24 protein-coding genes are annotated in these 24,939 nt (G+C 49.6%); 4 read left to right on the top strand and 20 right to left on the bottom strand.

The features are described 5' to 3' along the window. Positions 1–498 precede the first annotated feature (498 nt). The 20 genes from AOB54_01715 to AOB54_01620 form a co-directional block, all read right to left on the bottom strand. On the bottom strand, positions 499–1,473 hold the full coding sequence (locus tag AOB54_01715) for an NAD-dependent epimerase/dehydratase family protein (protein WVN42125.1): 975 nt from the start codon (positions 1,471–1,473) through the stop codon (positions 499–501). Between the two features lie 42 nt (positions 1,474–1,515). Beyond that, positions 1,516–2,229: a sugar phosphate nucleotidyltransferase gene (locus AOB54_01710; protein WVN42124.1), complete on the bottom strand. Its 714-nt coding sequence runs from the start codon at positions 2,227–2,229 to the stop codon at positions 1,516–1,518. 194 nt (positions 2,230–2,423) lie between these two features. Continuing rightward, the gene (locus tag AOB54_01705) at positions 2,424–3,143 is read right to left on the bottom strand and encodes an SDR family oxidoreductase (protein WVN42123.1); all 720 of its coding nucleotides are present in this window, start codon (positions 3,141–3,143) and stop codon (positions 2,424–2,426) included. Next, positions 3,140–3,832 carry an SDR family oxidoreductase gene (locus AOB54_01700; GenBank protein WVN42122.1) on the bottom strand — a complete coding sequence of 231 codons (693 nt, stop codon included), beginning with the start codon at positions 3,830–3,832 and terminating at the stop codon, positions 3,140–3,142. The genes AOB54_01705 and AOB54_01700 overlap by 4 nt, the downstream gene beginning before the upstream one ends. Next, positions 3,829–5,604, bottom strand: coding sequence for a thiamine pyrophosphate-binding protein (locus AOB54_01695; GenBank protein WVN42121.1), 1,776 nt, complete (start codon positions 5,602–5,604; stop codon positions 3,829–3,831). Before AOB54_01695 ends, AOB54_01700 begins: the two co-directional genes overlap by 4 nt. Before the next feature lie 40 nt (positions 5,605–5,644). Beyond that, entirely contained in the window at positions 5,645–6,997 is a 1,353-nt protein-coding gene (locus tag AOB54_01690; protein WVN42120.1) for an aldo/keto reductase, read from the bottom strand. Further along, positions 6,994–8,082 (bottom strand): class I SAM-dependent methyltransferase, encoded by a 1,089-nt coding sequence (locus tag AOB54_01685; GenBank protein ID WVN42119.1) that lies wholly within the window; start codon positions 8,080–8,082, stop codon positions 6,994–6,996. Before AOB54_01685 ends, AOB54_01690 begins: the two co-directional genes overlap by 4 nt. Then, positions 8,072–10,045 (bottom strand): N-acetylneuraminate synthase family protein, encoded by a 1,974-nt coding sequence (locus AOB54_01680; protein WVN42118.1) that lies wholly within the window; start codon positions 10,043–10,045, stop codon positions 8,072–8,074. Before AOB54_01680 ends, AOB54_01685 begins: the two co-directional genes overlap by 11 nt. Positions 10,046–10,053: 8 nt before the next feature. After that, complete coding sequence (locus AOB54_01675) at positions 10,054–11,418, bottom strand: CBS domain-containing protein (protein WVN42117.1); 1,365 nt, start codon at positions 11,416–11,418, stop codon at positions 10,054–10,056. Then, positions 11,415–12,740 (bottom strand): lipopolysaccharide biosynthesis protein RfbH, encoded by a 1,326-nt coding sequence (rfbH, locus tag AOB54_01670; protein WVN42116.1) that lies wholly within the window; start codon positions 12,738–12,740, stop codon positions 11,415–11,417. Before rfbH ends, AOB54_01675 begins: the two co-directional genes overlap by 4 nt. Next, complete coding sequence (rfbG, locus tag AOB54_01665; protein WVN42733.1) at positions 12,737–13,813, bottom strand: CDP-glucose 4,6-dehydratase; 1,077 nt, start codon at positions 13,811–13,813, stop codon at positions 12,737–12,739. Before rfbG ends, rfbH begins: the two co-directional genes overlap by 4 nt. 11 nt (positions 13,814–13,824) lie before the next feature. Next, a complete protein-coding gene (gene rfbF, locus AOB54_01660; GenBank protein WVN42115.1) occupies positions 13,825–14,598 on the bottom strand; it encodes a glucose-1-phosphate cytidylyltransferase in 774 nt (257 codons plus the stop codon). After that, on the bottom strand, positions 14,595–16,379 hold the full coding sequence (locus AOB54_01655; GenBank protein WVN42114.1) for an ABC transporter ATP-binding protein: 1,785 nt from the start codon (positions 16,377–16,379) through the stop codon (positions 14,595–14,597). The genes rfbF and AOB54_01655 overlap by 4 nt, the downstream gene beginning before the upstream one ends. Beyond that, positions 16,380–16,562 carry a hypothetical protein gene (locus AOB54_01650; protein WVN42113.1) on the bottom strand — a complete coding sequence of 61 codons (183 nt, stop codon included), beginning with the start codon at positions 16,560–16,562 and terminating at the stop codon, positions 16,380–16,382. It abuts the gene before it with no gap. Next, a complete protein-coding gene (locus AOB54_01645) occupies positions 16,549–17,664 on the bottom strand; it encodes a DegT/DnrJ/EryC1/StrS family aminotransferase (protein ID WVN42112.1) in 1,116 nt (371 codons plus the stop codon). The genes AOB54_01650 and AOB54_01645 overlap by 14 nt, the downstream gene beginning before the upstream one ends. Positions 17,665–17,675: 11 nt before the next feature. Continuing rightward, a complete protein-coding gene (locus tag AOB54_01640; GenBank protein ID WVN42111.1) occupies positions 17,676–18,146 on the bottom strand; it encodes an acyltransferase in 471 nt (156 codons plus the stop codon). Beyond that, entirely contained in the window at positions 18,143–19,204 is a 1,062-nt protein-coding gene (locus tag AOB54_01635) for a Gfo/Idh/MocA family oxidoreductase (GenBank protein ID WVN42110.1), read from the bottom strand. The genes AOB54_01640 and AOB54_01635 overlap by 4 nt, the downstream gene beginning before the upstream one ends. A 321-nt stretch (positions 19,205–19,525) precedes the next feature. Continuing rightward, the gene (locus AOB54_01630) at positions 19,526–20,890 is read right to left on the bottom strand and encodes a nucleotide sugar dehydrogenase (protein ID WVN42109.1); all 1,365 of its coding nucleotides are present in this window, start codon (positions 20,888–20,890) and stop codon (positions 19,526–19,528) included. Positions 20,891–20,893: 3 nt separating this feature from the next. Further along, entirely contained in the window at positions 20,894–21,901 is a 1,008-nt protein-coding gene (locus AOB54_01625) for an NAD-dependent epimerase (protein ID WVN42108.1), read from the bottom strand. Beyond that, positions 21,898–22,281 carry a MarR family EPS-associated transcriptional regulator gene (locus AOB54_01620; GenBank protein WVN42107.1) on the bottom strand — a complete coding sequence of 128 codons (384 nt, stop codon included), beginning with the start codon at positions 22,279–22,281 and terminating at the stop codon, positions 21,898–21,900. The genes AOB54_01625 and AOB54_01620 overlap by 4 nt, the downstream gene beginning before the upstream one ends. Before the next feature lie 288 nt (positions 22,282–22,569). On the opposite strand from AOB54_01620, the gene AOB54_01615 reads away from it, so the two are divergent. From AOB54_01615 to AOB54_01600, 4 genes are all read left to right on the top strand, one after another. Next, complete coding sequence (locus AOB54_01615; protein ID WVN42106.1) at positions 22,570–22,908, top strand: helix-turn-helix transcriptional regulator; 339 nt, start codon at positions 22,570–22,572, stop codon at positions 22,906–22,908. Further along, on the top strand, positions 22,898–24,187 hold the full coding sequence (locus AOB54_01610; GenBank protein ID WVN42105.1) for a type II toxin-antitoxin system HipA family toxin: 1,290 nt from the start codon (positions 22,898–22,900) through the stop codon (positions 24,185–24,187). Before AOB54_01615 ends, AOB54_01610 begins: the two co-directional genes overlap by 11 nt. 102 nt (positions 24,188–24,289) lie before the next feature. After that, on the top strand, positions 24,290–24,523 hold the full coding sequence (vapB, locus tag AOB54_01605) for a type II toxin-antitoxin system VapB family antitoxin (protein WVN42104.1): 234 nt from the start codon (positions 24,290–24,292) through the stop codon (positions 24,521–24,523). Then, positions 24,523–24,930 (top strand): type II toxin-antitoxin system VapC family toxin, encoded by a 408-nt coding sequence (locus AOB54_01600; protein WVN42103.1) that lies wholly within the window; start codon positions 24,523–24,525, stop codon positions 24,928–24,930. The genes vapB and AOB54_01600 overlap by 1 nt, the downstream gene beginning before the upstream one ends. Positions 24,931–24,939 lie beyond the last annotated feature (9 nt).

The following is a 24,939-nucleotide window of genomic DNA, read 5'->3' as shown; positions in this document are numbered from 1 at the left end:
CACCAACATACTTCACGTCACGCAGGGCTAGCATGCGGTTTTCAACAACCGCAGCTAGAAGTTCGGACTTGTTTAATAAGGCTGGTTAATAACAGTCAAGGCTATACATCATCTCAAAAAAGTCTCGCCACCCAAGTAAATCAAGAATCTTATCTGTCGGGACCTTCCGCTTATTTGTGGCAATGTACATAACATGACCAAGATTTTTACGGGTTGCCAGCAACTCTGGCACGCCCTCAAAGTGCTTAGTTTTCTTATAACCGTAATTGTCGTAGTGTTCCTCAAACGCCTCTGAGAGAAGCACCAAAACCTCGGGCCTTGAGGATCCCGAAACTTTTGCTAGCGTTTCCATCAAAGGCGGCCCAATTAGTGAGGCGTGCAGGGGCACCACAGGTTTGAATGAACACTCTTCTTTCGAGAATTATAAGCGCGGAGTCAATTAAGGCTCCATCAAGATCGAAGCGATGTCTTTAGCAGTAAGTTGGTCGAGAAGATACTTTATCGATGTGCTAGCGCCGTTTTACGAATTGCATCTTCGAGCGCCACCGTTACGCCAAGACCTAATTCCTTTTTTACACGAGTTATATCCGGAACATAATGCGACCGATTCGCATCAGTCGCAGATGGCTGACCAAAGATGTTTACTTTTTTGTTGGGTGAGATCGTATCCCTTACCAATCGGGCGAGATCTGCAATTTTGATCGGCCTATCTGACCCGACATTATAAGCGTGGCCCGGCTTGCCTTCCTCTAATAAAGTCATGAGCCACACAGCTAAATCTGATTGATCCAGGTAAGACCGAACCGCAGTGCCATCCCCTGATACGGTAATCTCATCGCGCCAAAGTGCATCGCGAATAAAGTTCCCAATTGCAAAGTGCACATCTAGCGGAAGATCTTGGCCCACAAACGCGAAACACCTGGCGATGACAGTCTCAATACCGTACTTCTCCTGATATAAAGTACATAAATGCTCAGCAGCACGCTTTGCCACGCCATAAGCATTGTTCGTATTTAAAGGGTCGGGCATGCCACAGTAATCCTCTGGTATCAAAGCCATACCACTAGGCTGTGGACCATAGACAGCCCCTGAACTCGTTAAAAGAAAACGAGATGCCCCCGATCTAACCGCAAAATCGAGCGTATTTCGAGTTCCGCTCGCTATCTGATCGTATCGCTCTACTGGAGACAGCTTCACCCCTGCAGTTGAATCTGCAGCAGCATGCAAAACAAAGTCAAAAATATCCTCAGGAAAAGAATCTTGGCGTAACACATCGCCTTTGTGAAAGCCTAGCCAGTCATGATTTGCAAGCTCAGGGTATCCTTTTAGAAAACTCTCAGGTTCTCTTGAAAAAACAAGAACTTCAGGAGTGGCGGCGTCATCACGTTCTGCGATACCTAACCAATGCCGAAGCAGCGCTTTCCCAAAAAATCCAGTTCCACCCGTCAAGAAGATTTTTTTCTTGCTTTTCAACTTTTTATGTTCTTGATGTAGTGAGCTTTTGGGATTGCCGTTTCAGGATCGATCGTGCAGATTAGAGGCCCGATCGGATAACTCACGCCGAGCACGCTCCAAATCCTCCGGAATTCCCATATCTATGAAATAACCTGGAGTGACAAAACCGTAAATCGACAAGTCATGAACGTGCGAAGCCATTATGTCCCTCTCAAGGCTAAAAACCTCACCTTGAAAGCAATTAAGAGCTTCGGCTTTCAACCAATACAAACCAGCATTAATCAGGCCGGGATCTGACAATCCTTTTTCACTAAAAGAAGCGATTCGGGAACTTTGTAACAGATTTACCCTGCCATAACGCGCAGTTTCTTCAACATTTTTTAACGCAATCACCAGATCCGCATCACGACTCAATGCCAGATTGCGCATGGCAAGAAGTTCTACATCGACCAACGTATCGCCATTAACAACGAAAGCTTCCGACCAGCACATTGACTGCAAAGCTTTGCGCACAGCTCCCCCAGTGCCCAACGGCTTTGACTCTACTGAATAACTTAACGAGAGCCCGGCCCAGGAGTCGCCGAGCGCCGCTCTTATCTTCTCCCACTGGAAACCTACTGCTAAACATACATAAGTAACCCCAGCCGCTCGCAGTTTCTCCAGCACGTGCGAAATAAACGGCTTCCCCGCGACCTCCAATAGAGGCTTTGGGGTTGTACGTGTAAGCCCCCCGAGACGGGTTCCTAAGCCACCGCACAAAACGATGCTATTCATTTGAGCGCGAACAGACTTTCACGTTTTCCTCTCCAACTGTACATAATTCATTCCTTATGTTGGACATTCCCGCATATAACGCACCGATTTAGTCATCTCACAAAGTGAGATATCCCAAAACAGTCTGACAATTTTTTCTTTCCTTGCTCTGTGAGCGGATCTTTTCGCAAACATTACGCCCAAACGCCGCAAACTCAGTTCGTCAAACCGCAGGCCATCCAACCACCATCAACAGGCAGATTGACGCCTGTGATGTAGTTGGATTGCTCGCTGCAAAAAAATGACACTGCATTGGCCACATCCTCAGGTTTTCCCCAGCGACCCAGCAGCATGTGACGTTTACGAGCGTCATTCAATTCGGGGGTGTTATATGATCCTGCGGTCATAGAGGTCTGGATGTAGCCGGGCGATACGCAGTTAGAGCGAATGCCAAAAGGGCCTAGATCGAAAGCAAATGCACGCGCCAGACCGACAACCCCTGACTTAGACGCCTGATACGCCGGATTCCTAGGGAAGCCCGTCATCGTCGCTAGAGACCCGATGAAGACTATGCCCCCAGATTGAATGACGCCGCTGGCGACATATTCCGAAAAGGCGCGAGACCACTGGAAGGGGGCCTTCAGATTCACATCGACCGTGAGGTCCCAGGATTTGTCAGACTGCGGAAACTCCGGGCGCGTGATGCCAGCGTTATTGACCAAAAAAATATGACCACGGCCAAGTGTTAGTGCTCTCTTAAATGCGATTGTTTTTATATCTTCATCCAACACATCACCGATGAGGAGCCAGTCTTCGGAACCGGTAGCCAGTTGACTTCGGTCGACCCCAATAACGTGGTGTCCATCGGCCATTAGCTGGCGAGCAATTGCGAGTCCGTTGCCGGTAGCGCATCCAGTAACAATACAAGCACTCATGGTTCTAAAAATTTGATGGTACGCCGCCGCATGATTACCTCCGGTTCAAATACATTAGAGGGGTCCGCAATGGCCGAAACCATCCGCTGGGCAACATCCAACGGATTTAGGTAGCTGGAGGAATCCTGCCCCAGGACTTTACGACCCATCTCAGTATGCATCGTGCCCATTGAAAACAGCCAGAAGCGATCATCGGTGGCTGCATACTCTTGGTTTAGCGCACGCACAAAACCAAGTAGACCGTGTTTGAGTGCGCAGTAAACAGAAGTGTTCTCGAAGCCAGCGTACGCTGATGTCGAACCGACAAAACAAATATTTCTGCGCATACCGGGGACCGAAGGAAAAGCGTGAAGAAAAGAACGAACCAAGTTCATCGGATCTGTTAGGCCGACCGTAACTTCATCACTCACACCCTGAGCGGTCATTGCGGCGAGAGGCATGGGCTCGAATAAAGCCTGAGTAAGAAATACGGCATCGTTGGAGCGCGAAAATGTGAACTCGCTGTAGCGGTCTTGTACTAGAGAGAGACGCATTTGTCCGCTGGCAATGTGCGCTGCAAATGTTTGCTGGACTCGAGCCGCACGCGCAGACCTAGACACCGCATCAACCTGCCAACCTTGAGCCAGTAACTCTTGGCAAAGAGCATGCGCCAGACCGCCGCTTGCACCAAAGACAGTTGCGGTTTTCACCAGCTAATTTCCTTCAGAGAGCTGGTGGAAAGACGTCCTTGAGCGTCGATTACGGTCTTGACTGAGGGGCCTCGATATTCAAACTTTTCAACATAAAGATCCGCAATAACAGGAGGCGCGCTGGAATTTAAGTTATCCACAAAAGATTCCAGAGCTTCTTCGTTATCTATACGAACATAGTTAAGCTTGAAAGCAGCAGCAATATCCTTAAAATCGGGGAGAAAAAGCCCTGATTCCGCGTCAGCACCATACACTTTACCAAAGTGACGCTTCTGTGAGGAACGAATAGATTCATAGCCACCATTATTCAAAATGAATAGTACATATCCCGGCGGTCTATAGTGTGAGAGAGTAGCCAACTCTTGGATATTCAACATGAGACCACCATCAGCTTCCATACACATTACAGGAAGCTCAGTAGCAAATGCCGCGCCAATTGCATTCGGAAGACCCATGCCCATAGCACCCAGGGCAGCACCATTAAAAAAACGAGTGTTAAGTTTCGGGGAAAAAAACCGAGTAAAGGTCTCTTCTGCGTACCCAGAACTGGCAGAAACGAAAACTTTTGAGGCCGAAACTTCCGAGAGCACTCTTCCGACGCCGTAAACAGTAAATTTCTTACTGCTCAGCCGTTGCCGCTCTTCGATCATGTAACTCTCACGCATCACTGAAACTTCGGAAAACCATCTGGGATCAGCACATGCAGCCTGGTTCTGAAGGTTAGAAATCGCAAATGGTAGATCACGTAAGTCAGCTTCGATGGTTCCAGTGTTTGGCATTCCTGAGAACTTGGCAAGTTCAGCCGAATCCACATCTATGATCCAGCGGTTAGCTTGACTTCCAAAAAACCCTCGCTGGAATGCAGTAGTACCCAAATCTAGGCGAGCGCCGAGGAAAATGATCACATCAGCATCACAAAGAAGTTGATTCGAGTATATTGGCGCTAGACCGCCGGGGCAACCAAAATTCAAAGGATGATTGCCTGGAACCATATCGAAAGATAGCCAAGAAAAAACCATCGGTATTTGGTGTTGTTCAGCAAACTCCAGAACCACAGACTCTTGCCCTGTGATACGAACTCCATTGCCAACATAAAGCAGCGGGCGCTTAGCCTTGAGCAATTCTCCTAGTGCCTGACTCAATTCGCCTGTACCTGCCCCTTGGTTGACTCGCTGACGCACCCGACGAAGAATGGTTTGCGCGGCTTTTTGTACTTCGTCCACGGAAGTTTCGATGGGTAGACCTTGAACATCTAACGGGATCTCTATGAATACAGGACCTGGGCGTCCAGAAAAAGCCTCCAAACATGCGCCCAACAGCTGCTGCCTGAACTGCTGCGCTTCCAGACGCACAAATTTCTTCACGCAAGGAGAAATCAACTCCCTAGACTTGATCTCCTGAATACCGTGGGTCCGTGTGCCGAACGAATCAATGTCTGCTGTCTTGATTTGCCCTGCCAGAACAATCATTGGCGTCGAATCACCGTAAGCAGAAATGAGTGAAGTCACCGCATTGGAAGCACCTGGCCCCGCAGTGACAACGGCAAAGCCCGCAAGACGAAAATTTGCAGCCTTCGCATATCCCTCGGCTGCAGCAACGCAAGCCTGCTCGTGTTGGCAGTACACAGCTTTTAGGGTTGGATGTTGAGCAACAGCACGGTTCAGATGCATCGCCATGCCGCCGGTTAAAGTAAAAACGTGTGTGGAGCCGAGCGCAGCAACGAGATCTACAGCGTAGCGGGCGATATTATAGGTATCTGGGACAGGAAGCATGCTACTTGAATGTCAGGCAGAAATACAAGTTTGTGAAGGACTATTTGCAGAGAGCCTTAAGATATCCGAGGTGACAGACGGAGTCAAAACCTATACTCAAGCTCTTCAAAATAGCGTTTAGCTCCTCCGGAGGCTTTGGAATCGCGACCAGCAAAACTGTAGAGGGGTCAATAGGATCTGCCTGGGCCCATGACTTGATTTTCCGACCAAACCGTATCTGTCCAGATAATTTTGGATTAGAGTCGAACACTTCGACAATGTTACAGGAGGCCAACGGCAGGCGGCGGCAGATGTAGTCCAGCGTCACACCTCCGCCCCAGATCGCTACTGGTCGTCCACTCTCGGCAATCGCGTGAACTTTTGCTGCCGCAACTTCAAGCAATGACTCCACAGTTTCGATACGGAGTGCGGAGGCGCTCACGGTCATTAACTGCAATTCATCGACACTTAATTCGATTTCGCTGGCGCGTGCGGCGTCCAGAACATGTTCGAAATTTGTAACACCAGTCAACAAGTGTGAAATACCCCGCTGAGCCAACACCCACGCAAGAGATAGCGAAGCCGAACTTACCCCGTGCTTATCCCTCAGAGCGGACCAGGAGTCCAGCATTTGGTTGACCCGCGCAATACGTCCGTCGTGGAACCATGGTGACTCACTTCGTTCGGAGCCCTCGCGGACCTGATAATCGTCTGGAAAAGCTCCTGCCAGCACCCCTTTAGCAAGGCAGTTGATACCTACCCCAGAAATGCCCTCAGCAACAGCCTGTTTCAGTATGTCGTTGCTCATCAAACCGTGATCAAGGACGTTCGTGTATAACTGCACGCAGGCAATCTTGGACTGCCCCAGTTCAATAAACTTCTGAAAATGATTCGGAAAAACATTACTCAGACCGACGCTACGAATTTTTCCTTGATGTATAAGCCGAAACATGCTTTCCATGATGTCATCAATTTGCCCAACACTGGGATCATCAAAGAAAAAATGTGGCATCAAAACGTCAATATAATCCGTCTTAAGATTACGCAGACTTTCCTCTAATTGCCGCTGGATAGCATCAGGCTTCAAGCAGGTATACACACTTTTTCCATCATGGTTGTAATGAAATCGACCTTCGTTCATGCCAGAGAACTCTTCGCCGATCTTGGTACAAAGAAGAACTGACTCGCGGATATCTTGGATAGCCTCACCGACGATTTTTTCGCTCTGACCAAATCCGTAAACTGGAGCCGTATCGACGAAGTTGATACCGAGGTCGATTGCGTTGCGAATAGTGTTAACAGCTACTCGTCGGTCAACTGGGTCCCACCATGAAGAGCCGCCAATTTCGAATGTTCCGAGTCCAATGACTGAAGCTTGCAAGCCAGTTTTTCCGAGCTCTTTGTATTTCATCATGCACTCTGCGTAATAGAGGTAATTTCGATAGAAACCTGGTTTCCGTTTTCAACGTATGCTATGTAACGAAAAGCCATGCCTCGTTCACGCGCGAACTCAAGGAGCGCCTTGTGCTCATGACCTTGCCAGCCTGGATAATTAAAATATTCATCGAACGCCACTACAGTGCCCGGTCTCAATCCCGAAGCGCAACCGGTCAACACGTCGCGGGTCGAAGAGTACAAGTCACAATCAACATGCAAGAATGAAATTTCTTTGTGCGAAAAATCAGACTGTGCGAAAAACGCAGGGATAGTGTCCGAAAACCAGCCCTTAATAAGTTGGACATTTCTAGGTACCTCGGGGAGGCGTGGTTGCGCGAATCGACCTTTATCAAAACCATCTTTCCAAAACTCGGGCAAACCGATGAAGGAATCAAAACCAAAGAACTCAGACTCGGGTCGAATTTTCGCGAAAAAATCTAGGGTTGATCCATCAGCCACCCCGAATTCTAGACAAAGGCCACTCGCTCTGGACTTCTCTAGAACCCACTGGCGGTAACTCCAGACGTCTGAGAATGCTCTAGCCTCAGGCATTGAGTCCATTACAAAATGAGCTGACTCTTCAAGAGCAATATCGAACATCCTACGACGAATATTCCCGTTATAGTTCTCGTTATCAAACATCGTAATCGAACCAAACAGGTCGTTGGTCATTGACTTAAGCAGAACCGGGTCTATGCCAATGCGGTAAAGCATTGCTGACAAAGCTAGCCTTTTCAAGTCATCCATATCCACTGCTGACAGGAAAAGTACTTGTTCATGTGGTATCTTACCCGCTAGGCTATTAGCGATATCGAAGTGGTTGCTCCGTGCGGATGCAACAAGGACTAGTTCGTTACCCCCCAGGGTAACTTCGGAAGGGGCTCGTACGGCAAGGCCATCTACTACCGTATCGGTCCCTGAATTAGCAAGAAAGTACTTTACATTTATCTTCATTGGCAGATTACGAAGTAGCGCCGCAAGCTGCTGTCCCATCTTTCCAGCACCAAATATAACGACGTCAGTTGCTGACTGAATTTTCGGAAGAATAACTTTAGAGTTCATCGCATTTACCGTTGAATAAAAATTTGCGGGGCACTGGGGCGGACAAGGGTAATGAGATTAGTCCTTTTAATATATCAAGTGCATGCCAAAAGCCCCCGCCGCTGTCTTTATGGCCTTGCCAAACTTCAGGAATAAAGCTCACACCCACTGTCTCACAGATCTCGGGCCAGACCGAGGGCCAATCGACATCTCCAGTGCCCATCACAACACCTTCGCCGTTCGTGCCATCAGCATCGGATACATGCAGGTGCGCTGTATGCGGTAGCAGCAACTTCAAGGCCTGGAGAAAATCTAAGCGAAAGCGGTTGCAGGTCATTTGTAGGTGTGCCAAATCCAAACAGATGCGAAGTTTCTGCGTCATTGCCTGGTATGCTAACTCGTCTGGCATCATGAAAATATTCTGGTGACGCTGCCCACCAAAGTGCCAGGGAAATGGTGCCATGTTTTGGGGGATAAGCTCTGTTTTACCCCAGCTAATTTGCCTGCATGCGTCGTGAAAACGCGCATAAAGCTTAGCTCGATGTTCGATCGGAAATGGTGCGTCGGCAGAAAATCCACCGACATTAGCCACTATCAGCAGTGAATCAGCCTTTGGAAAAAAAGGGGCGATAGCCAGAGTGGCGTCGACAACACGCTGCAAATTGTTAATAGATCGTTTGCGATAACCTTTATCATTTGACGCAAGATCTAGTAACTCGCTGTTTTCGAATAACTCTGGGGCATGCACCACTAAGCGGGTGCAATCGGTGATGCGCAAAAATTTAGCAGGGTCGAGCGACAAATCTCGGTACGAAAGGTGAAATTCAAACAAGTCAGGCGTAGTGATACGCGAAAAATTGACGAAATCGTGATAACGAACGGGAATTCCCCATTTAATCGGGAAGGAATAACTGTGGCTCTTATGGCTCTCTCCCGTAATGTCGCTTTCATACAGAAAATCCCCAACCAAAAAGTTCCGCTGGGCGGTCTTTCCGATCAGCTCTGGGATCCTATAGGGTGGCAAACCCTGGCCTGGGCTGGCAACGCGAAAGCAATCGGCATTGAAATTTTCACCTGCCTTAATTGCCCGGCTTGCGATAACGCTCTTGGCTAGATTTTCCCGATTAAGGCGCTCTCCCTGACTCACATGACGCTTTGGTCCTCTGAACTCAAGCGCCCGCTCAACCGCTCTTATGTCTTCTACTAAGCGCTTAAAATCTCCAGGCTCTAGACTCGCAAGATGATCAGGGCCCTCGAGATTGCGATCTAAAGTAATGTGCCGCTCTACAATGCATGCACCTAAAGCCACAGCTGCAATGGTGATCGCAGTGCCGCGCTCGTGGCCTGAATAACCAATCACCGGGTGCAGTTCTTGAAGCCGGTTAATGTAGGGTAGCTGTATATCGGATTCGGGCGCCGGGTAGGTGCTGTTGCAATGAAGTAGCGCAAAAGGCACTGCCAGTTGGTTTAATTGTTTAACAGCACGCTCGATTTCGTGCTCGAAAGACATTCCGGTAGAAAGAACTAGGGGCAACCCAAGCAATGCCGCTTTTTCAATTAAGTAGGGGTTACAAAGGTCTGCGGAAGCGATCTTTATGGCGTGAGCTCCCATTGTAGCCAGGGCCTCTACACTGGACTCGTCCCAGGGCGTACACATATAAGTAATTTTCTTTTCGCGACAGTATTCGCGCAGGTCTCTGTGCTGATCGAGCGTGAGTTCTACTTTATTTAGCAGATCTTGAATGTATTCAGCCCCTAAGTCTTCCGCGCTCAAACCATCTGCACGGCTGCGATAAAGTGCTTCTCGGTTACGAAGTTGAAATTTCACGCAGTCGGCGCCCGCCATGATAGCGGCATCTACCAACCGCCTCCCCATTTGTATATCGCCCTGGTGGTTATTGCCGATTTCCGCGATCACGAAAACCCGAGAGCCGCCAATCACATGATTATCGATACTAAAAGTTGGAGGTATCTTAGTAGCCATTACGTTGATCAATGAACCTTTGTGCGCCAGGAAGTAACGCCTTGTGTTTCAAACCTAAAAGAAGAAATTGCGCAGTCTTTTTCCTTAAGCTTCTGCGTAACGGTCTGACGAAACTGTGGCTGCACAAAAAACATAAAAAAACCGCCGCCACCCGCACCCATAAGCTTCCCACCTAACGCTCCAGAGTCAATCGCGCAGGAGTATATTGAGTCAAGGCGCTCGTTACTAATCCCCTCTGACAAACCTCGCTTTAGTTTCCAGGTATCGCCCAAGCTCTTGCCAAATTCGAGTAAATCTCCGCGAATCAGTTGCTTGTGCATGACGCGACATAGCTCAACCATCTCCTCTACATACCTAGCCTTTGCTTGCTCGGAAAAACTTGAGCGCTGCTGCTTATGCAAAGCATCTGAGTCATGCTTGGCTTTGGTGTCGCAAAATATCAAACACTGCTCTAACTCATTCAATGTTGTCGACTCTAGTCGAATAGCATGAACGAGGTTCTTCTCACCACCGAGCTCGATTAAATTAAATCCACCAAAAGCAGACGCATATTGATCTTGCCAGCCTCCGGCAACGCCAAAACAAAGCCTTTCGGCCTGAAATGCAAGTTCGGCAACCTCATAGGTAGACCAGTGATCCAACCTCATCTCATTGAAAGCTGCCACAACTGCCGTAGCCACAGCGGAAGAGCCGCCTAGTCCCGAACCAACCGGAAAATCTGACCGCACATAAAGATCAAAGCCGTAAGTGGGCTTAATGACACTCACCACAGATCCAAGCAAGCTACGCTGTGGTGAATTGAGTAGATTTATCAGGCTATCGTAGTGCTCACGGGTGCCAAGATCCTCTGAGTAAATATTAATTTCCTTGTCAGCCCTCGGCACGAGTGTCGCGTGGCTATATAAAGCCACAGTGGTGCTCAACACCGCCCCTGGCCGCTCTACAAAAAAATATGTGACATCTGAACCGCCGCCAGAAAAGCTTATCCTTACGGGAGCGCGAGCCCGGGTAAGGATCGGAGCCTCTGGTGAGGCCAAATCTGCGTCTGGCGTTACCAGATCTAGGAGCTCACGCTGAGCGCTAATCCTTGGAACAACATGGAAACCTAGATCAAAAAGTTTCAAGATTTCCTCTCGACCCGCATCAACGCCGACACTCCGAAAATGCGTATTCATGCATTTATGAACATTATCCGATGCATCGCCTCCAGCCAAGAGATGCCGTCGAATATCACCGTTTGTGATTAGCCCCTGAAGAATACGATGTTCATCGACAACAAACACGATCTGGAATCGACTCTCTTCCATGCGCTTTACAGCTTCAAGAACAGAGCTTGAAGTTTTTACAGTTAATTGATCCACTAGTGGATTCAAAACGATGTTCCTAGGTAGGCGTTAATCTTGTCGGCCGTAAAGGCAAGCATTTCCTCAGTCAGTGCAGGATGAACGCCTACCCAAAATGTGTTGTTCATCACAACATCCGTATTTGTTAGCCCGCCACTTATTCGATAATGTTTACCAATCATTGAGGGCTGACGGGTCAGATTGCCGGCAAATAGTAGTCGCGTACCGATTTTGTTCTGATCCAAGTAAGTCAAAAGATCAACCCGGCTAACCGGGGCGTTATCTTTTAAGGTAATTGGAAAGCCAAACCAAGACGGGTCGGAGTTCTCGATGCCTTTTGGTAGGATAACGAACTCTTCGCAGTTCTGAAGCCTATCCCTTAGGTAGGCAAAATTTTCCTTGCGTTTCTGAATAAAAGATTCTGCTTTAGCCAGCTGTGCAAGCCCGCAGGCGGCCTGCACGTCGGTAATTTTTAGGTTGTAGCCAATGTGCGAGTACGTGTACTTATGATCGTAGCCCTCCGGCAAGCTACCCAACTTCCAGCAAAACCGCTTGCCACAGGTATTGTCTTTACCCGGTGCACAGTAGCAATCCCGCCCCCAATCACGAAAGCTTTCAGCAATCTGTTTTAGTTCCGAGTCATTGGTAAATACAGCTCCACCTTCACCCATAGTGATATGGTGTGCGGGGTAAAAGCTAAGCGTGCCGATATCGCCAAAAGTGCCAACCATTTGGCCGTGATAAGTTGAACCTAGCGCATCGCAACAATCTTCGATCAGCCAAAGACCGTATTTCTTGCAAAGTGCGGTCACCACATCTAGGTTGTACGGATTGCCCAAAGTGTGGGCGAGCATGATCGCTTTGGTTTTTGGGCTAATCGCGGCCTCGATCTTGCTCGCATTAATGTTATAGGTACCAAGCTCGACATCCACAAAAACCGGCACAGCGCCGAACTGAATAATTGGGTTAACCGTGGTGGGAAATCCAGCAGCAACACCAATTACTTCATCACCAGGTTTAATCGCACGGTCACCAAGCTTCGGGCTAGTTAGCGTATTAAACGCCACAAGGTTGGCAGACGACCCCGAGTTGACAGTAATCAAGTGCTTAACGCCAATGAATTGGGCGAGCTTTCTCTCGAACTCGTCGTTAAAGCGCCCCGTAGTTAGCCATCCATCGAGCGATGCTTCAACCATTAGCTTAAGTTCTTCCTCGCCAATCTTTTTCCCTGAAGGGGGAACAACGTGGACTCCGGGCATAAATGCTTGTTGGGCAAATGCGATGCTGGCGTATTGCTCAACAAGCTGCGCTATCTGGGCGCGCAGATTGTCGGTTTTTTCGTTTTGAATCATGTAGTGGTTACTTCCTGATAGCTGGCGATTTGTGCCAAGGTAAATTTGTTCATGTCTGTGCCAGCTGCGTATGCCTTGGTCCAGTCTATTACCAAATCCAGCGCCTCAGCGATTCGTAGCTTTGGTCTCCAATCAAGTTCGGCTCTCGCCTTGGAAATGTCAAGCTTCAGATAATGTGCCTCATGCGGGTGATGGCCTGAGTTCGCGTTCCAAGCTGCATTTTCGCCCCAGCGCTTTGTCAATTCTGTAGCGAGCCATCCCACAGGTTTTGCGTCTTGATCATTCGGCCCAAAATTCCAAGCCTCGGCGTATTTAGGCCCCTCTTTCAACAATTTTTCGGCAAGCATGCGATATCCCCGCAAAGGTTCCAGCACATGCTGCCAGGGACGTATCGCATGCGGGTTGCGAATTTGAGCAGGCGTCTCTTTCTGAAAAGCAGCAAGAATATCGGGCACCAAGCGGTGTTTCGCCCAGTCACCGCCGCCGATTACATTACCTGCTCGTGCTGTTGCTACTGCAACCCTATGCGTTGCATAATCCTTGGGGTTAAAGAAAGACGATCGATACGCAGCACTCACAAGCTCTGCACAACCTTTGCTGCTACTGTAAGGGTCATAGCCACCCATGGGGTCATTTTCTCGGTAACCCCAAACCCACTCTCGGTTCTCGTAACACTTATCAGTAGTTACATTCACAACCGCCTTGACACTTGGTGTGGCGCGCACGGCCTCAAACAGATTTACCGTGCCCATGACATTAGTGAAATAGGTCTCCACCGGGTCTTGGTATGACTGACGCACCAAAGGCTGGGCTGCCATGTGAATAACAATTTCCGGTTGAGCACTTCGCATCGATTCGCGAAAGTGCGCCAGATCGCGAATATCGCCCTCAATGGAAATCATTCCCTGTGCAACGTTGGCCACTTCAAACAAACTTGGGTTGGTGGGAGGTCTCAGCGCATAGCCTGTTAACTGAACGCCTAAACTTTGCAGCCACAAAGAGAGCCAACTTCCCTTAAACCCAGTGTGACCGGTGAGGAAAACTCGCCTCCCCTGCCAAAAGTCTTTATCAATACCAAGCACGGTTAGGCCCACTTTTTCCAAGGTGCGTTGCCCGACTGCCAGAGGGACTCGAGAAGGTCTTTTTCCCGAATGGTATCCATAGGTTGCCAAAAGCCGAGATGCTCAAATGCCATCAACTCCCCGCGCTTAGCTAGTTCAGACATAGGGTTTAACTCCCAAGGCATCTGATCATCTTCAATCAGGTCGATACATTTTGGGGAGAGCACAAAAAAGCCACCATTAATTAGCCCGCCGTCACCGCGTGGTTTTTCCAAAAACCCAGTGACTTCTGTTCCCTTGGTAGCCAAGGAACCAAACCTTCCGGGCGGGCTAACGGCCGTAACAGTAGCTAGCTTTCCGTGGGCATAATGAAAATCGATTAGCTTTGAAATATCAAGATCACCAACACCATCGCCATAAGTAAAGCAAAATGCTTTTTCGTTTTTTAAGTAATTAGCGACTCTCTTGAGACGACCGCCAGTGGCTGTGCCATCGCCAGTATCAACTAGGGTTACACGCCACGGCTCCGCATTACGCTGATGCACTTCCATTTGGTTGTTGCTCATGTCAAAAGTGATATCAGACATATGCAAGAAATAATTCGCGAAGTACTCTTTGATGACATAGCCCTTGTAACCGCAGCAAATCACAAAGTCATTGACACCATGCGCAGAGTAGAGCTTCATGATGTGCCAAAGAATTGGCCGCCCGCCGATTTCGATCATCGGCTTAGGCTTCAGGTGAGTTTCTTCGGAGATTCGGGTTCCGAATCCGCCGGCGAGGATAACGGCTTTCATTTTTCGTTTGCACTCATCAACTTTTTTAGCTCCAAAATATCTTTAGAGGATCCAGAGTCTGTAATCCGGCCAGCTTCGAGTCGATACACAGCATCACAAGATTTAAAGGTAGACAGTCGATGAGCGACCATCAGGATCGTTAGATCTTGGCCGAGAGAATTAATAGTTTCTATTACTGCACTTTCAGTTTCGTTATCAAGGGCGCTGGTCGCCTCATCAAACACAATCACATCTGCCTGCTTATACAGCGCCCGGGCAATGCCTATTCGCTGGCGCTGCCCGCCCGAAAGGCGCACCCCCCGCTCACCCACAAAGGTGTTGTAGCCCTTTTCCCAAGACTCGATTGTTTTGGCAATCTGGGCTTGCTGGGCTGCTCTTTCAACGCGCTGGTAATCAATTTGCTCTGGTGGCACGCCAAAAGCTATGTTTTCAGTGATGGTCGTATCCGCCAGAAAAATAGACTGCGGAACATGGGCAATGTGCGCCTGCCAGCCGCGAAAGTTTTGTTCCGTGATAGTAGTGTCGTCTATTGCCAGGCTGCCTTTACCGGGCTGCAGAAGCGCCATAAGAACATCTAGCAGCGTGCTCTTGCCACTGCCTGTACTACCCATGAAACCGACCCGGGCGCCTTTGGGTATTTCAAGGTTAATGTCTTGCAATACCCAGGGCGTTTGATCGCTGTAGCGAAAGCTTATGTTGTTCAGTGTTATCGACTGATTAAACGGAATAGGTTCGCTAGAAAGCTTTCTTGCGTAGGTTGGCAGCGGCTGTTCTATTAGATCTAAAACATCATTTAACGATGCTTGCCCCCCACGAAGACTCGACCAGCTACCGTAAAGCTGTTGTAATACTGGCAGCAGACGTTGTGCACCGATTGCGAGTGCACCAAGCAAGGGGATTGCAGCAGCAACCCCGCCTTCACGGCCAGTCAGCGCGTAAGCAAGTAGAGCGATCAGCGCAATGCCCAGGGCTTCAAGTAAAAACCTTGGCCAAGCGCCGATAATCTGATTGTTCGCCTGCGCCCTCCTTAAAGGCAGATCTGCAGAGCGGTAGATCTTGCAATAGACCGCCTGCGTGCCATCAATCAAAACATCGCGTATTCCACCAAGCCCTTCCTGTAAGGCTTTTACCACCTGGTTCGACTCGCAGCTAATGCGCTGGCTGTTTTGGGTAAGCCGCTTGCGAGATAACACCATGATTATGGCGTAGACAGTGCCGAACCCGCCAAAAGTGATAAAGGCCACAACAGGGTCAATGGCAATAAGCGCCGCCATAATGGTTGCAAGTATCAAGGACGAGCTTACTGCAGTAAGTAACGGTAATAGGGTATTGTAAACAACCGAGCTAATCTTGCCTGAGATTCCCGCGATTACGTCACTACTGTTGCGGGAGGCGTGCACTGAATACGGCTGATATAAAGTTTTTTCGTAAGTTTGAACACTCAGGTCAGCGCCAATTGCATGACCAAGCCTAGTCTGAACCCAAATAAGGGCAAGACGCATGCCCGCAGAAAAAATGGTAGCCAGGATGAAAAGCAGGGTCAGCGGCAGGAGCAATTGATTTGGCTTGGTAATTTCAAGAATCGAAATGGTTGGCTGAATGTATTCGTTGGCAAAGACCTTTTCCGGCGACATAAGGGCGCCAAGGAACGGCAGCACTGCGCCAATGCTTACAACCTCTGCGAAGGAGGCGATCACCATAATTATTAGAAGCAAACCGAGTTGCTTCTTTCGGCGCGGGGCTATGTGGGCCCAGAGGCGTTTGATGGCGGGGTTAATCATTCACACCTGGCGCGTTAACGGCAGGGAAATCTGCTCGCCATACTTGCTCATCCGCCCAATTTTTTTGTCGGAACCGCCTACGATAAGCGAATAGAACTCTACATCCTTGTTAATCACCGCGGCGATAAAGGCGTATTCGCCAACGATAACACCACACACAAAAGCACGGTTAGGCTTTAGCACAAAATTCCCTGACCGCTCTTACCACAAGGTCAATTTGCCCAGTAGTGATTTCCGGATACATTGGAAGCGATAAAATTCGCGATTGATTGTGGTACGCATTGGGGAACTCTTCTGCCACATGGCCGTAACGGCTGTATGCAGGTAGAAAAGGCAGTGCGGTCGGATAGTTGATGACGGTCTGAATTTCACGGTCTGCAAGAAACTTCAACAGTTCATCTCTTTTCTCATGTTTAACAACATACAGGTGCCAAACGTGTTCACGACCTTCAGCGCACTTTGGAGTGTCAAGGCCATTGATTTTGGATAGCCGATCATAATAGCGAGCGGCCCGCTCTTGGCGTAACGCTGTCCATTCAGCTAAGTACGGTAATTTAACCGTAAGGATTGCGGCCTGTAGGCCGTCTAGTCTGCTGTTGATGCCTTCGATTTTATGATCGCCTTTTTTCAAGCCACCGTGACGAGCGAACATTGCCATTTTTTCCGCCAGCGCCTGGTCGTTAGTAACGACCGCACCCGCATCGCCCATTGCACCCAGATTCTTACCGGGGTAGAAGGAGAACGAAGCAACATTACCGAACGTGCCAACCAATTTGCCTTTGTAGCGCGCAAGATGAGCCTGGGCACAATCTTCCAAAACCCATAAATTATGCTTCTTAGCGATAGCCATTACGCTTTCCATATCTGCAGCTTGACCGTAAAGATGCACTGGAATGATTCCCACTGTATTGGGTGTTATTTTCGCTTCGATACTTTTAGTATCAAGCGTGAATGTCTCCTCGTCTGTGTCGCAAAAAACCACTCTCCCTCCAGCTTGGGTTATGGTCTCTGATGTCGATATCCATGAATGAGCAGGGACAATGATCTCATCGCCTGGCCTAACACCTAACGCGACCATAGCCACGTAAAGAGAGTCTGTTCCATTTGCACAAGAGACACAATATTTACGCTGCATCATATCGGCGAACATCTGCTCAAACTTGTCTACATAAGGTCCGCGGACAAATAGTGATTTTTGGATTACATCGCTGATCACAAAGTCGATTTCTGCTTTTATTGTTTGATATTGCGCATAGAGATCTACAAAAGGAATTTGAGTGTTCATAGATTGGATTTTTAATTCGATAGGGTCTTGATGAGCCTTGCTGGATTGCCGGCATAAACCCCAGATAAATTTATGTCTTTAGTCACGACGGAGCCTGCGCCAATGATTACGTTATCGCATACAGCAACCGGGAGAATTGTGGCATTGCTCCCAATTGAAACATTATTACCGACTTTGGTTTGCTTCCAGAGTGACTTATCGCCCCTTGCTGGACCACCCTTCGCAAAGGCATCATTAATGAACATAACACCGTGACCGACGAAGCAACCTTCCCCTATGTCGACCAACTCACAAATGAAGGCGTGAGACTGTATCTTGGTGCGATCGCCGATGTTTACATCTTTTTGAATCTCAACAAAAGGTCCAATGAATACATCACTGCCAATTGCGCAACCATAAAGGTTGACTGGATTGACGATAGTCACGTTATCGCCAAATTTAACGTTGACAATCCCAGACTCTTTGATCTTGGGTTGATTCAAAATATCCCACCGAGCTTGCAATGCTTCGGCCGGAACCGAAGGAAAACTTCTCCACCTGTTTCAATCGATTCATATATCGCATTAATGAGTTCAAGACTCTTTCTGCCGATAAGGCCATCTACAAGATGTGGACCGTTGTTGCGGATACAGTCAACCACGTGCTCATAGTAAGCTTGGTGTCCGAAGCCGTATACATTAGGTGGGTTGACCGAATATTTTTCCATAACGTCTTCGTCACCAAGTCTAGGCTCTACAAAACTCCATGTCTTCATCTTATTGACTGCGAATCCTCCTATTTCTACCGTTCCGCCCTCACCCAAGACCGAAATAGATCCCTCCAAATCTTTCGGACGGGCGGCTGTAGTCGCCTCAATCACGCCAAGCGCACCGTTGCGAAACTTCAGTGTCACCACCGCCGTATCTTCCGCCTCAATCTTTGCTAGCGCGGTGGCACTGCGGGCAAACACACTTTCTACATCGCCCATAACCCACTCAAGCATGTCGACATGGTGGCTCGCCTGATTTGTCAAAACACCGCCATCCATTGCCCAAGTCCCCCTCCAAGGAGCTTGGTCATAATAGTCCTGCGGACGACACCAGCGCACACGAACCGTACCCAAGACCAACTTTCCAAATCGGCCCTGTTCCAGAGCCTCGCGCAGCTTCACAACGGGAACATTAAATCTATTTTGTTTGACTACAAATAATTTTCCGCCGGCTTTGTCACAGGCCTCAATCATTGAGTCGGCATCATCAAGTGTTAACGCCATAGGTTTTTCAACGATGACATGCTTGCCGTATTTTGCTAGCGCCACAACATTCTTAGCGTGATTGCCGCTTTCGGTCAAAACGACAACGACATCCACATTTTCCTTTTGCATCATCTTATGCATATCTACGTAATAAGGAACCGAAAATTGCTCACCAATTTTCTTCGCTTTTCCCTCGACAAGATCACAAACTGCTACTAACTGCGCCCCCTTTATCTGTTTGAGACCAAGTAATTCTGAGTGACGTTTCGCTATTCGACCACAGCCCACCAGGGCAAAATTCAACATGAATTTAATTCCTTTACTCGTTCAATCTTCGATCTCATACCGTCTTGGTCAGACGCTTTTCTATATTCTGATTTAACCGCTAACCGACGCGCAATTAGTATTCCATGTAGGGCTATTGATTGATAACGGGTCGTTTTTTTACGAGGAACGCATTGCCTGCGAGCGCAGCGAGTGTAGCAATCCATATCTCGCTGCGAAGCCCTCCTGAGCAGTGGTTTGTTTGTAGTGAGGCAGCACCTAAGCAGATTGCCACGCTTCGCTCGCAATGACGGGATAAAGCACTCGCCGCCGATCTGTTTCTCTTTCCCAAAACACCACCCATCAAAGCCGAAACACCTCAAACCCCTGCGCCGCCAAATCTTTGCGATCGTACAGAGCCTTTAGATCCGCAATCACAGGCCTGCTGTGGGCGCCGCACAGCGCCCTAAGGTCACTCAGCGGTAACTGCGCAAACTGGATGTGGGCCACAGCAACGATCAGCGAATCGACCTTGCTCCCGGGTGTAATCTGCTCCAGCGCAAGGCCATATTCCTGCTGCACTTCTTGCGCGTTGGCCCAAGGGTCCATGACCTTAACCGTTAGCCCCCAGTGTTGTAGCTCTTGAATAATGTCAATGACTTTACTATTGCGCACATCGGGGCAGTTTTCTTTAAAGGTAACACCCAGCACACCCACGGCGGCATTGGCCACATTAATGCCGTTTTTAAGCATGAGACGAATAACATTGCGCGCGGCGTAGCGCCCCATGTTGTCGTTAATGGCGCGACCAGAAAGGATCACTTGCGGGCGGTAACCGAGCTCTTGGGCCTTGTGGGTTAAATAATACGGGTCCACGCCAATGCAGTGCCCGCCCACCAAACCGGGCTTAAAGGGCAGAAAGTTCCACTTCGTGGCAGCAGCGGTGAGCACCTCGGTGGTGTCAATGCTCATGCGATTAAAGATCACCGAGAGCTCGTTAACAAACGCAATGTTTAAGTCGCGCTGCGCATTTTCAATGACCTTGGCGGCCTCGGCCACTCTAATGGAGCTGGCCTTGTGGGGGCCGGCAGTGATGATTTCTTGATAGAGGGCGTCTACCGCCTCAGCAATTTCTGGCGTGGAGCCGCTGGTTACTTTTTTGATGTCGGGCAAGCGGTGAGTCTTGTCGCCGGGGTTTATACGTTCGGGGGAATAACCGCAATAAAAGCCGGTTTCATTGCTGTTATGGTCGGTGGGCGTGTGGTTATCTTGGCTCAGGTATTTGAGGCCAGATTCTCTCTCCAAGATCGGCACACAAACCTCTTCGGTAGCACCCGGATATACGGTCGACTCGTAAATCACCACGTCCCCGGCTTTTAGTAACTGGCCCACTGTCTCGCTTGCCTTAATCAGCGGAGTCAGGTCAGGCCGGTTGGCTTTATCGACCGGCGTAGGCACAGTCACAATGAAGACCATGGATTCGTCATTCCCGTTATCCCGAGTGGAGCGAAGCGATCCAGGGTCAGAAGTAAACGTCAGATGCTTGGCCTCGCACAGTTCCCGCTCTGACACCTCCAGGGTGTGGTCATGTCCAGCCTGAAGCTCGGCGATTCGATCGATATTAATGTCAAAGCCAATCACCCGGCGCTTCTTGCCAAACTCTACCGCCAGTGGCAAACCCACATAGCCCAGACCGATAACAGCGATGGTGCGGTTTTGAAGATTCATTTTTTAAATTTTGTAGTAAGCGCGATACGAGTCGACAAACCGTTTAATTCCGTCGGCGACCTCAGTGGCAGGCCGATAATGGAACTGCTCTACTAAATCTTGCACGTCCGCATAAGTGTCCGGCACATCGCCGGGCTGCAGCGGCAACATTTTCATCTGCGCCTTAACGCACAGTGCTGATTCAAGCGCAGCAATGTAGTCCATCAATTCAACCGGGCTGTTGTTGCCGATGTTATAAACCCGCCAGGGTGCTTTGCTGCTTCCTGGGTCAGGAGTGTCGCCGCTCCAATTCGGGTTGGGTGGCGCCGGGCGATCAAGCACACGGATTACGCCTTCCACAATATCGTCAATATAGGTGAAATCGCGTCTGTGTTTGCCAAAGTTAAATACTTCAATTGGCTCACCTGCGAGTATGGCTTTAGTGAATTTAAACAGCGCCATGTCGGGCCGCCCCCACGGGCCATACACTGTGAAAAAACGCAGGCCCGTGGTGGGTAGCTGGTATAGCTGACTGTACGTGTGCGCCATCAACTCATTGGATTTTTTGCTGGCAGCGTAGAGGCTTACGGGGTGATCAACATTGTCATGCACCGAAAACGGCATGCTGGTATTGGCACCATATACGCTAGATGAACTTGCATAAACCAAGTGCTCAATGTTGTGATGGCGACAACCTTCCAATATGTGCGCAAACCCAACAATGTTGCTGTTGATATAGGCAAGCGGATTTTCAATCGAGTAGCGCACTCCGGCTTGCGCTGCCAAGTTCACCACACGCTGCGGTTTGTGAGACGCGAATGCGTTTTCAATCGCCTGTTTGTCAGCGATGTCAATGCGCAAGTGCGTGTAATTCGGATGATTTGAGTGGCGCGCTAGCCGAGCTTCTTTAATAGATGGGTCGTAATAGTCGTTGTGGTTGTCAATACCAATTACGGTGTCGCCACGCTCAAGCAAACGGAGTGTCAGCGCCGAACCAATAAAACCTGCGGAGCCCGTGACTAAGATCCTCATGAGAGTGTTTCGGCTTGGTTGGGGGTTGCAACGTTGGTCTTGGAGGTTCTCGATTCACGCTCTAGCGCCTCTATCTCCGCCTTCAACGCCTCGTATTCCTGGATTTTCCGCTGCAAAAAGCGGGTAGTGAGCGCCGCTTTTTCGGCAAGCCCCATGGGCGTGATCACATAGGCATAGCCAAACTTGTTTTTAGAGTTGGCGAAGTTTTTCATCTTCACCAAGCCCTTTTGCATCAGCGCCTTTAGGCAGTAATTCAGGCCGCCCACGCTGATGCCCAGCCGGTCGGCCAGCTCGCGCTGGGTCAGATCTGGGTTTTCTTCAAGCAGGCGCATGACCCGGAAGGCAGTGTCTTCCTGGAGCTTTGCTTGGCGACTGGTCATGTTGTTGTGTTTTTTGCCGTGTGGGCTTGGGAGCCTTGGGTTTCCCGGGGTACTGTTGGCCACGCTACCGCCGCACCGGGTCAGACTTGACCGGAACTTGTATGGACTAGATTTGTTAAAACTTGAACAAGTATATACGGAATAAGGATTAGTTAGCGGGTTGTGCTCGGGCCTTTCGCCTGGACTTGGGGCAACAGAAAAAAGCGAGGTCCTGGGTTTCGCAGTTGAATCTTATTGACTCATAAATAAGTCATAAATAAACTCTTGAATTATTAATAAATCATTCGTATGCCAAAACCACTTTACCGTACCTATTCGCAGTACAGCCTGAATGCGCTTGAGCTACTGGGGCAACTCGTGCGCGAAGGCCGTTTGGCCAAGGCAATGACCACAACGGATCTGGCCGCGCGCGCCGGCATCTCACGGACATTGCTCCAACGAATCGAGCGGGGGGACCCGGGGTGCGCCATTGGAACAGTGTTTGAAGTGGCCGCCATCTGCGGCGTGCCCTTGTTTACCCCTGATCAGCAACGGCTAATGAATCACTTAGCGCTTCATCGCGAAAAAATGGTGCTGCTACCCAAGGCCGTAAGAAACCGCCCAAAGGGAGTAAAAGATGACTTCTGAGATCAGCCCCGAATACTCAGAGGCCTATGTCTGGATCTGGCTTCCAAACGCATTACAACCTGTCGTGGCGGGTCTGCTGTCCAAACAGGGACAACAGCTGGTCTTTAACTATGGCCGCAGCTACTTGGCTCGTAAAGATGCAATTGCACTCTATGCGCCAGAGCTTCCGCTGCGCCCGGGGGCCATCGCACTGATACCCGGCTTGAGCATGCCCAGCTGCATTCGTGATGCGTCCCCAGATGCTTGGGGGCGTCGGGTGCTGATCAATCGCAAACTGGGTGTTAAAGGGGGGGCTCTTTCCGGGGCGGAGCTCGATGAATTAGCCTATCTGCTCGAGTCAGGCTCCGACCGAATTGGTGCGCTAGATTTTCAGCAGTCACCAACGCACTACGCGCCAAGACATACACAGCAAGCAACGCTTGATGATTTGTTAACAGCCGCAGAAAAGATCGAACAAGGTGTACCGCTTTCATCCGAATTGGATCAGGCCTTGCTGCACGGATCATCCCTTGGCGGCGCTCGTCCCAAGGTCTTACTCGAAGACGGAAAACGCAAGTTCATCGCCAAGTTTTCCGCTAGCAACGATCTCTACAGCGTAGTCAAAGCGGAATTCATCGCCATGCGGCTCGCCCACAAGGCTGGTCTACACGTGGCGCCAGTTGAACTGCGAAAAGCTCTGGGCAAAGATGTATTGCTGATTGAGCGCTTTGACCGCATTCGAGATAACAGCGGCTGGCGCAGACGCGCTATGGTGTCTGCGCTGACCATGTTCGAGCTCGATGAAATGATGGCCGCTTATGCCAGTTACGAAAAACTGGCGGAAATTATTCGCTATCGATTCAAAGACCCAAAGGCGACCTTACGAGAATTATTTGCCCGGATCGTCTTTAATATTTTGTGCGGCAACACTGACGATCATGCTCGCAACCATGCGGCCTTTTGGGACGGCCATCAACTGGAGCTAACACCTGCCTACGACATTTGCCCGCAATCACGCTCGGGCCAGCAGGCCTCACAAGCGATGCTTATTCACGGGGCAGAACGCAGCAGTCAAGTAGCCACTTGTATTGCCGCGGCCCCATCATTTTTGCTGGGGCGAGAGCAGGCGATTTCTATCGTCAATCATCAAGTGAGTGTTATTGAAAACAAATGGCACGCTGTTTGTAATGAGGCGAACTTAAACGAAGTGGATCGTGCAATGTTTTGGGGTCGGCAGTTCTTAAATCCCTTTGCTTTTCTGAATGCGCCTGATGGGGTTCGAGTGCCCTCTCTGAATTGACTATGAACCCTATCCGCCACCTGGGGGTGAAAGCATCGCCATCTTCAATTTTTATCGATCTTGCCATATACTGTTGCCATATAGTTTTCAGTGGAGTCCACCATGTCCATCGGCACCGTTTTCGTCAATAACCGCACCCAAGCCGTCCGGCTTCCTTTAGACGTCCGCCTGCCCGAGGGCGTACATAAAGTGGAAATTCGCGTCAAAGGTCATGAGCGCATCATCGCTCCCCTGGGACAAAGCTGGGACAGCTTCTTTCAGGGCGGGCCGCGTGTGAGTGAAGACTTCCTGCCCGAGCGCGCCCCCCAGCAGCAAACAGAGCGCGAGGCGCTTTGATGCTGCGCTACCTGCTCGATACCAATATCGTTATCTACGTGTTGAAGCGTCGCCCGCTCGAGTTGCTTTCGACATTCAACGCCAACGCCGGTCGAATGGCCGTCTCGTCGATCACCCTAGCCGAACTGATGCACGGCGCCGAGAAAAGCCAACGCGTGAATGAAAACCTGGCGGCCATCGAAGACTTCTGCAGCCGCCTAGAAATCCTGCCCTATGGTGCGAAAGCTGCCCAGCACTACGGCGCCATCCGTGCAGCCCTTGAAAAAGTCGGCCAGCCTATCGGGGTGAATGACCTACACATTGCGGGACACGCCAGAAGCGAGGGTTTGGTGCTGGTGACCAACAACGTATCGGAATTTGAGCGGGTGCCTGCGCTTGAACTCGAGAATTGGGCGGCTAACTGTTAATCAATACTG

This window comes from beta proteobacterium MWH-UniP1 (assembly GCA_036362785.1).
Lineage (GTDB): Bacteria > Pseudomonadota > Gammaproteobacteria > Burkholderiales > Burkholderiaceae_A > Lacustribacter.
This window is presented reverse-complemented; position numbering and strand designations above follow the sequence as displayed.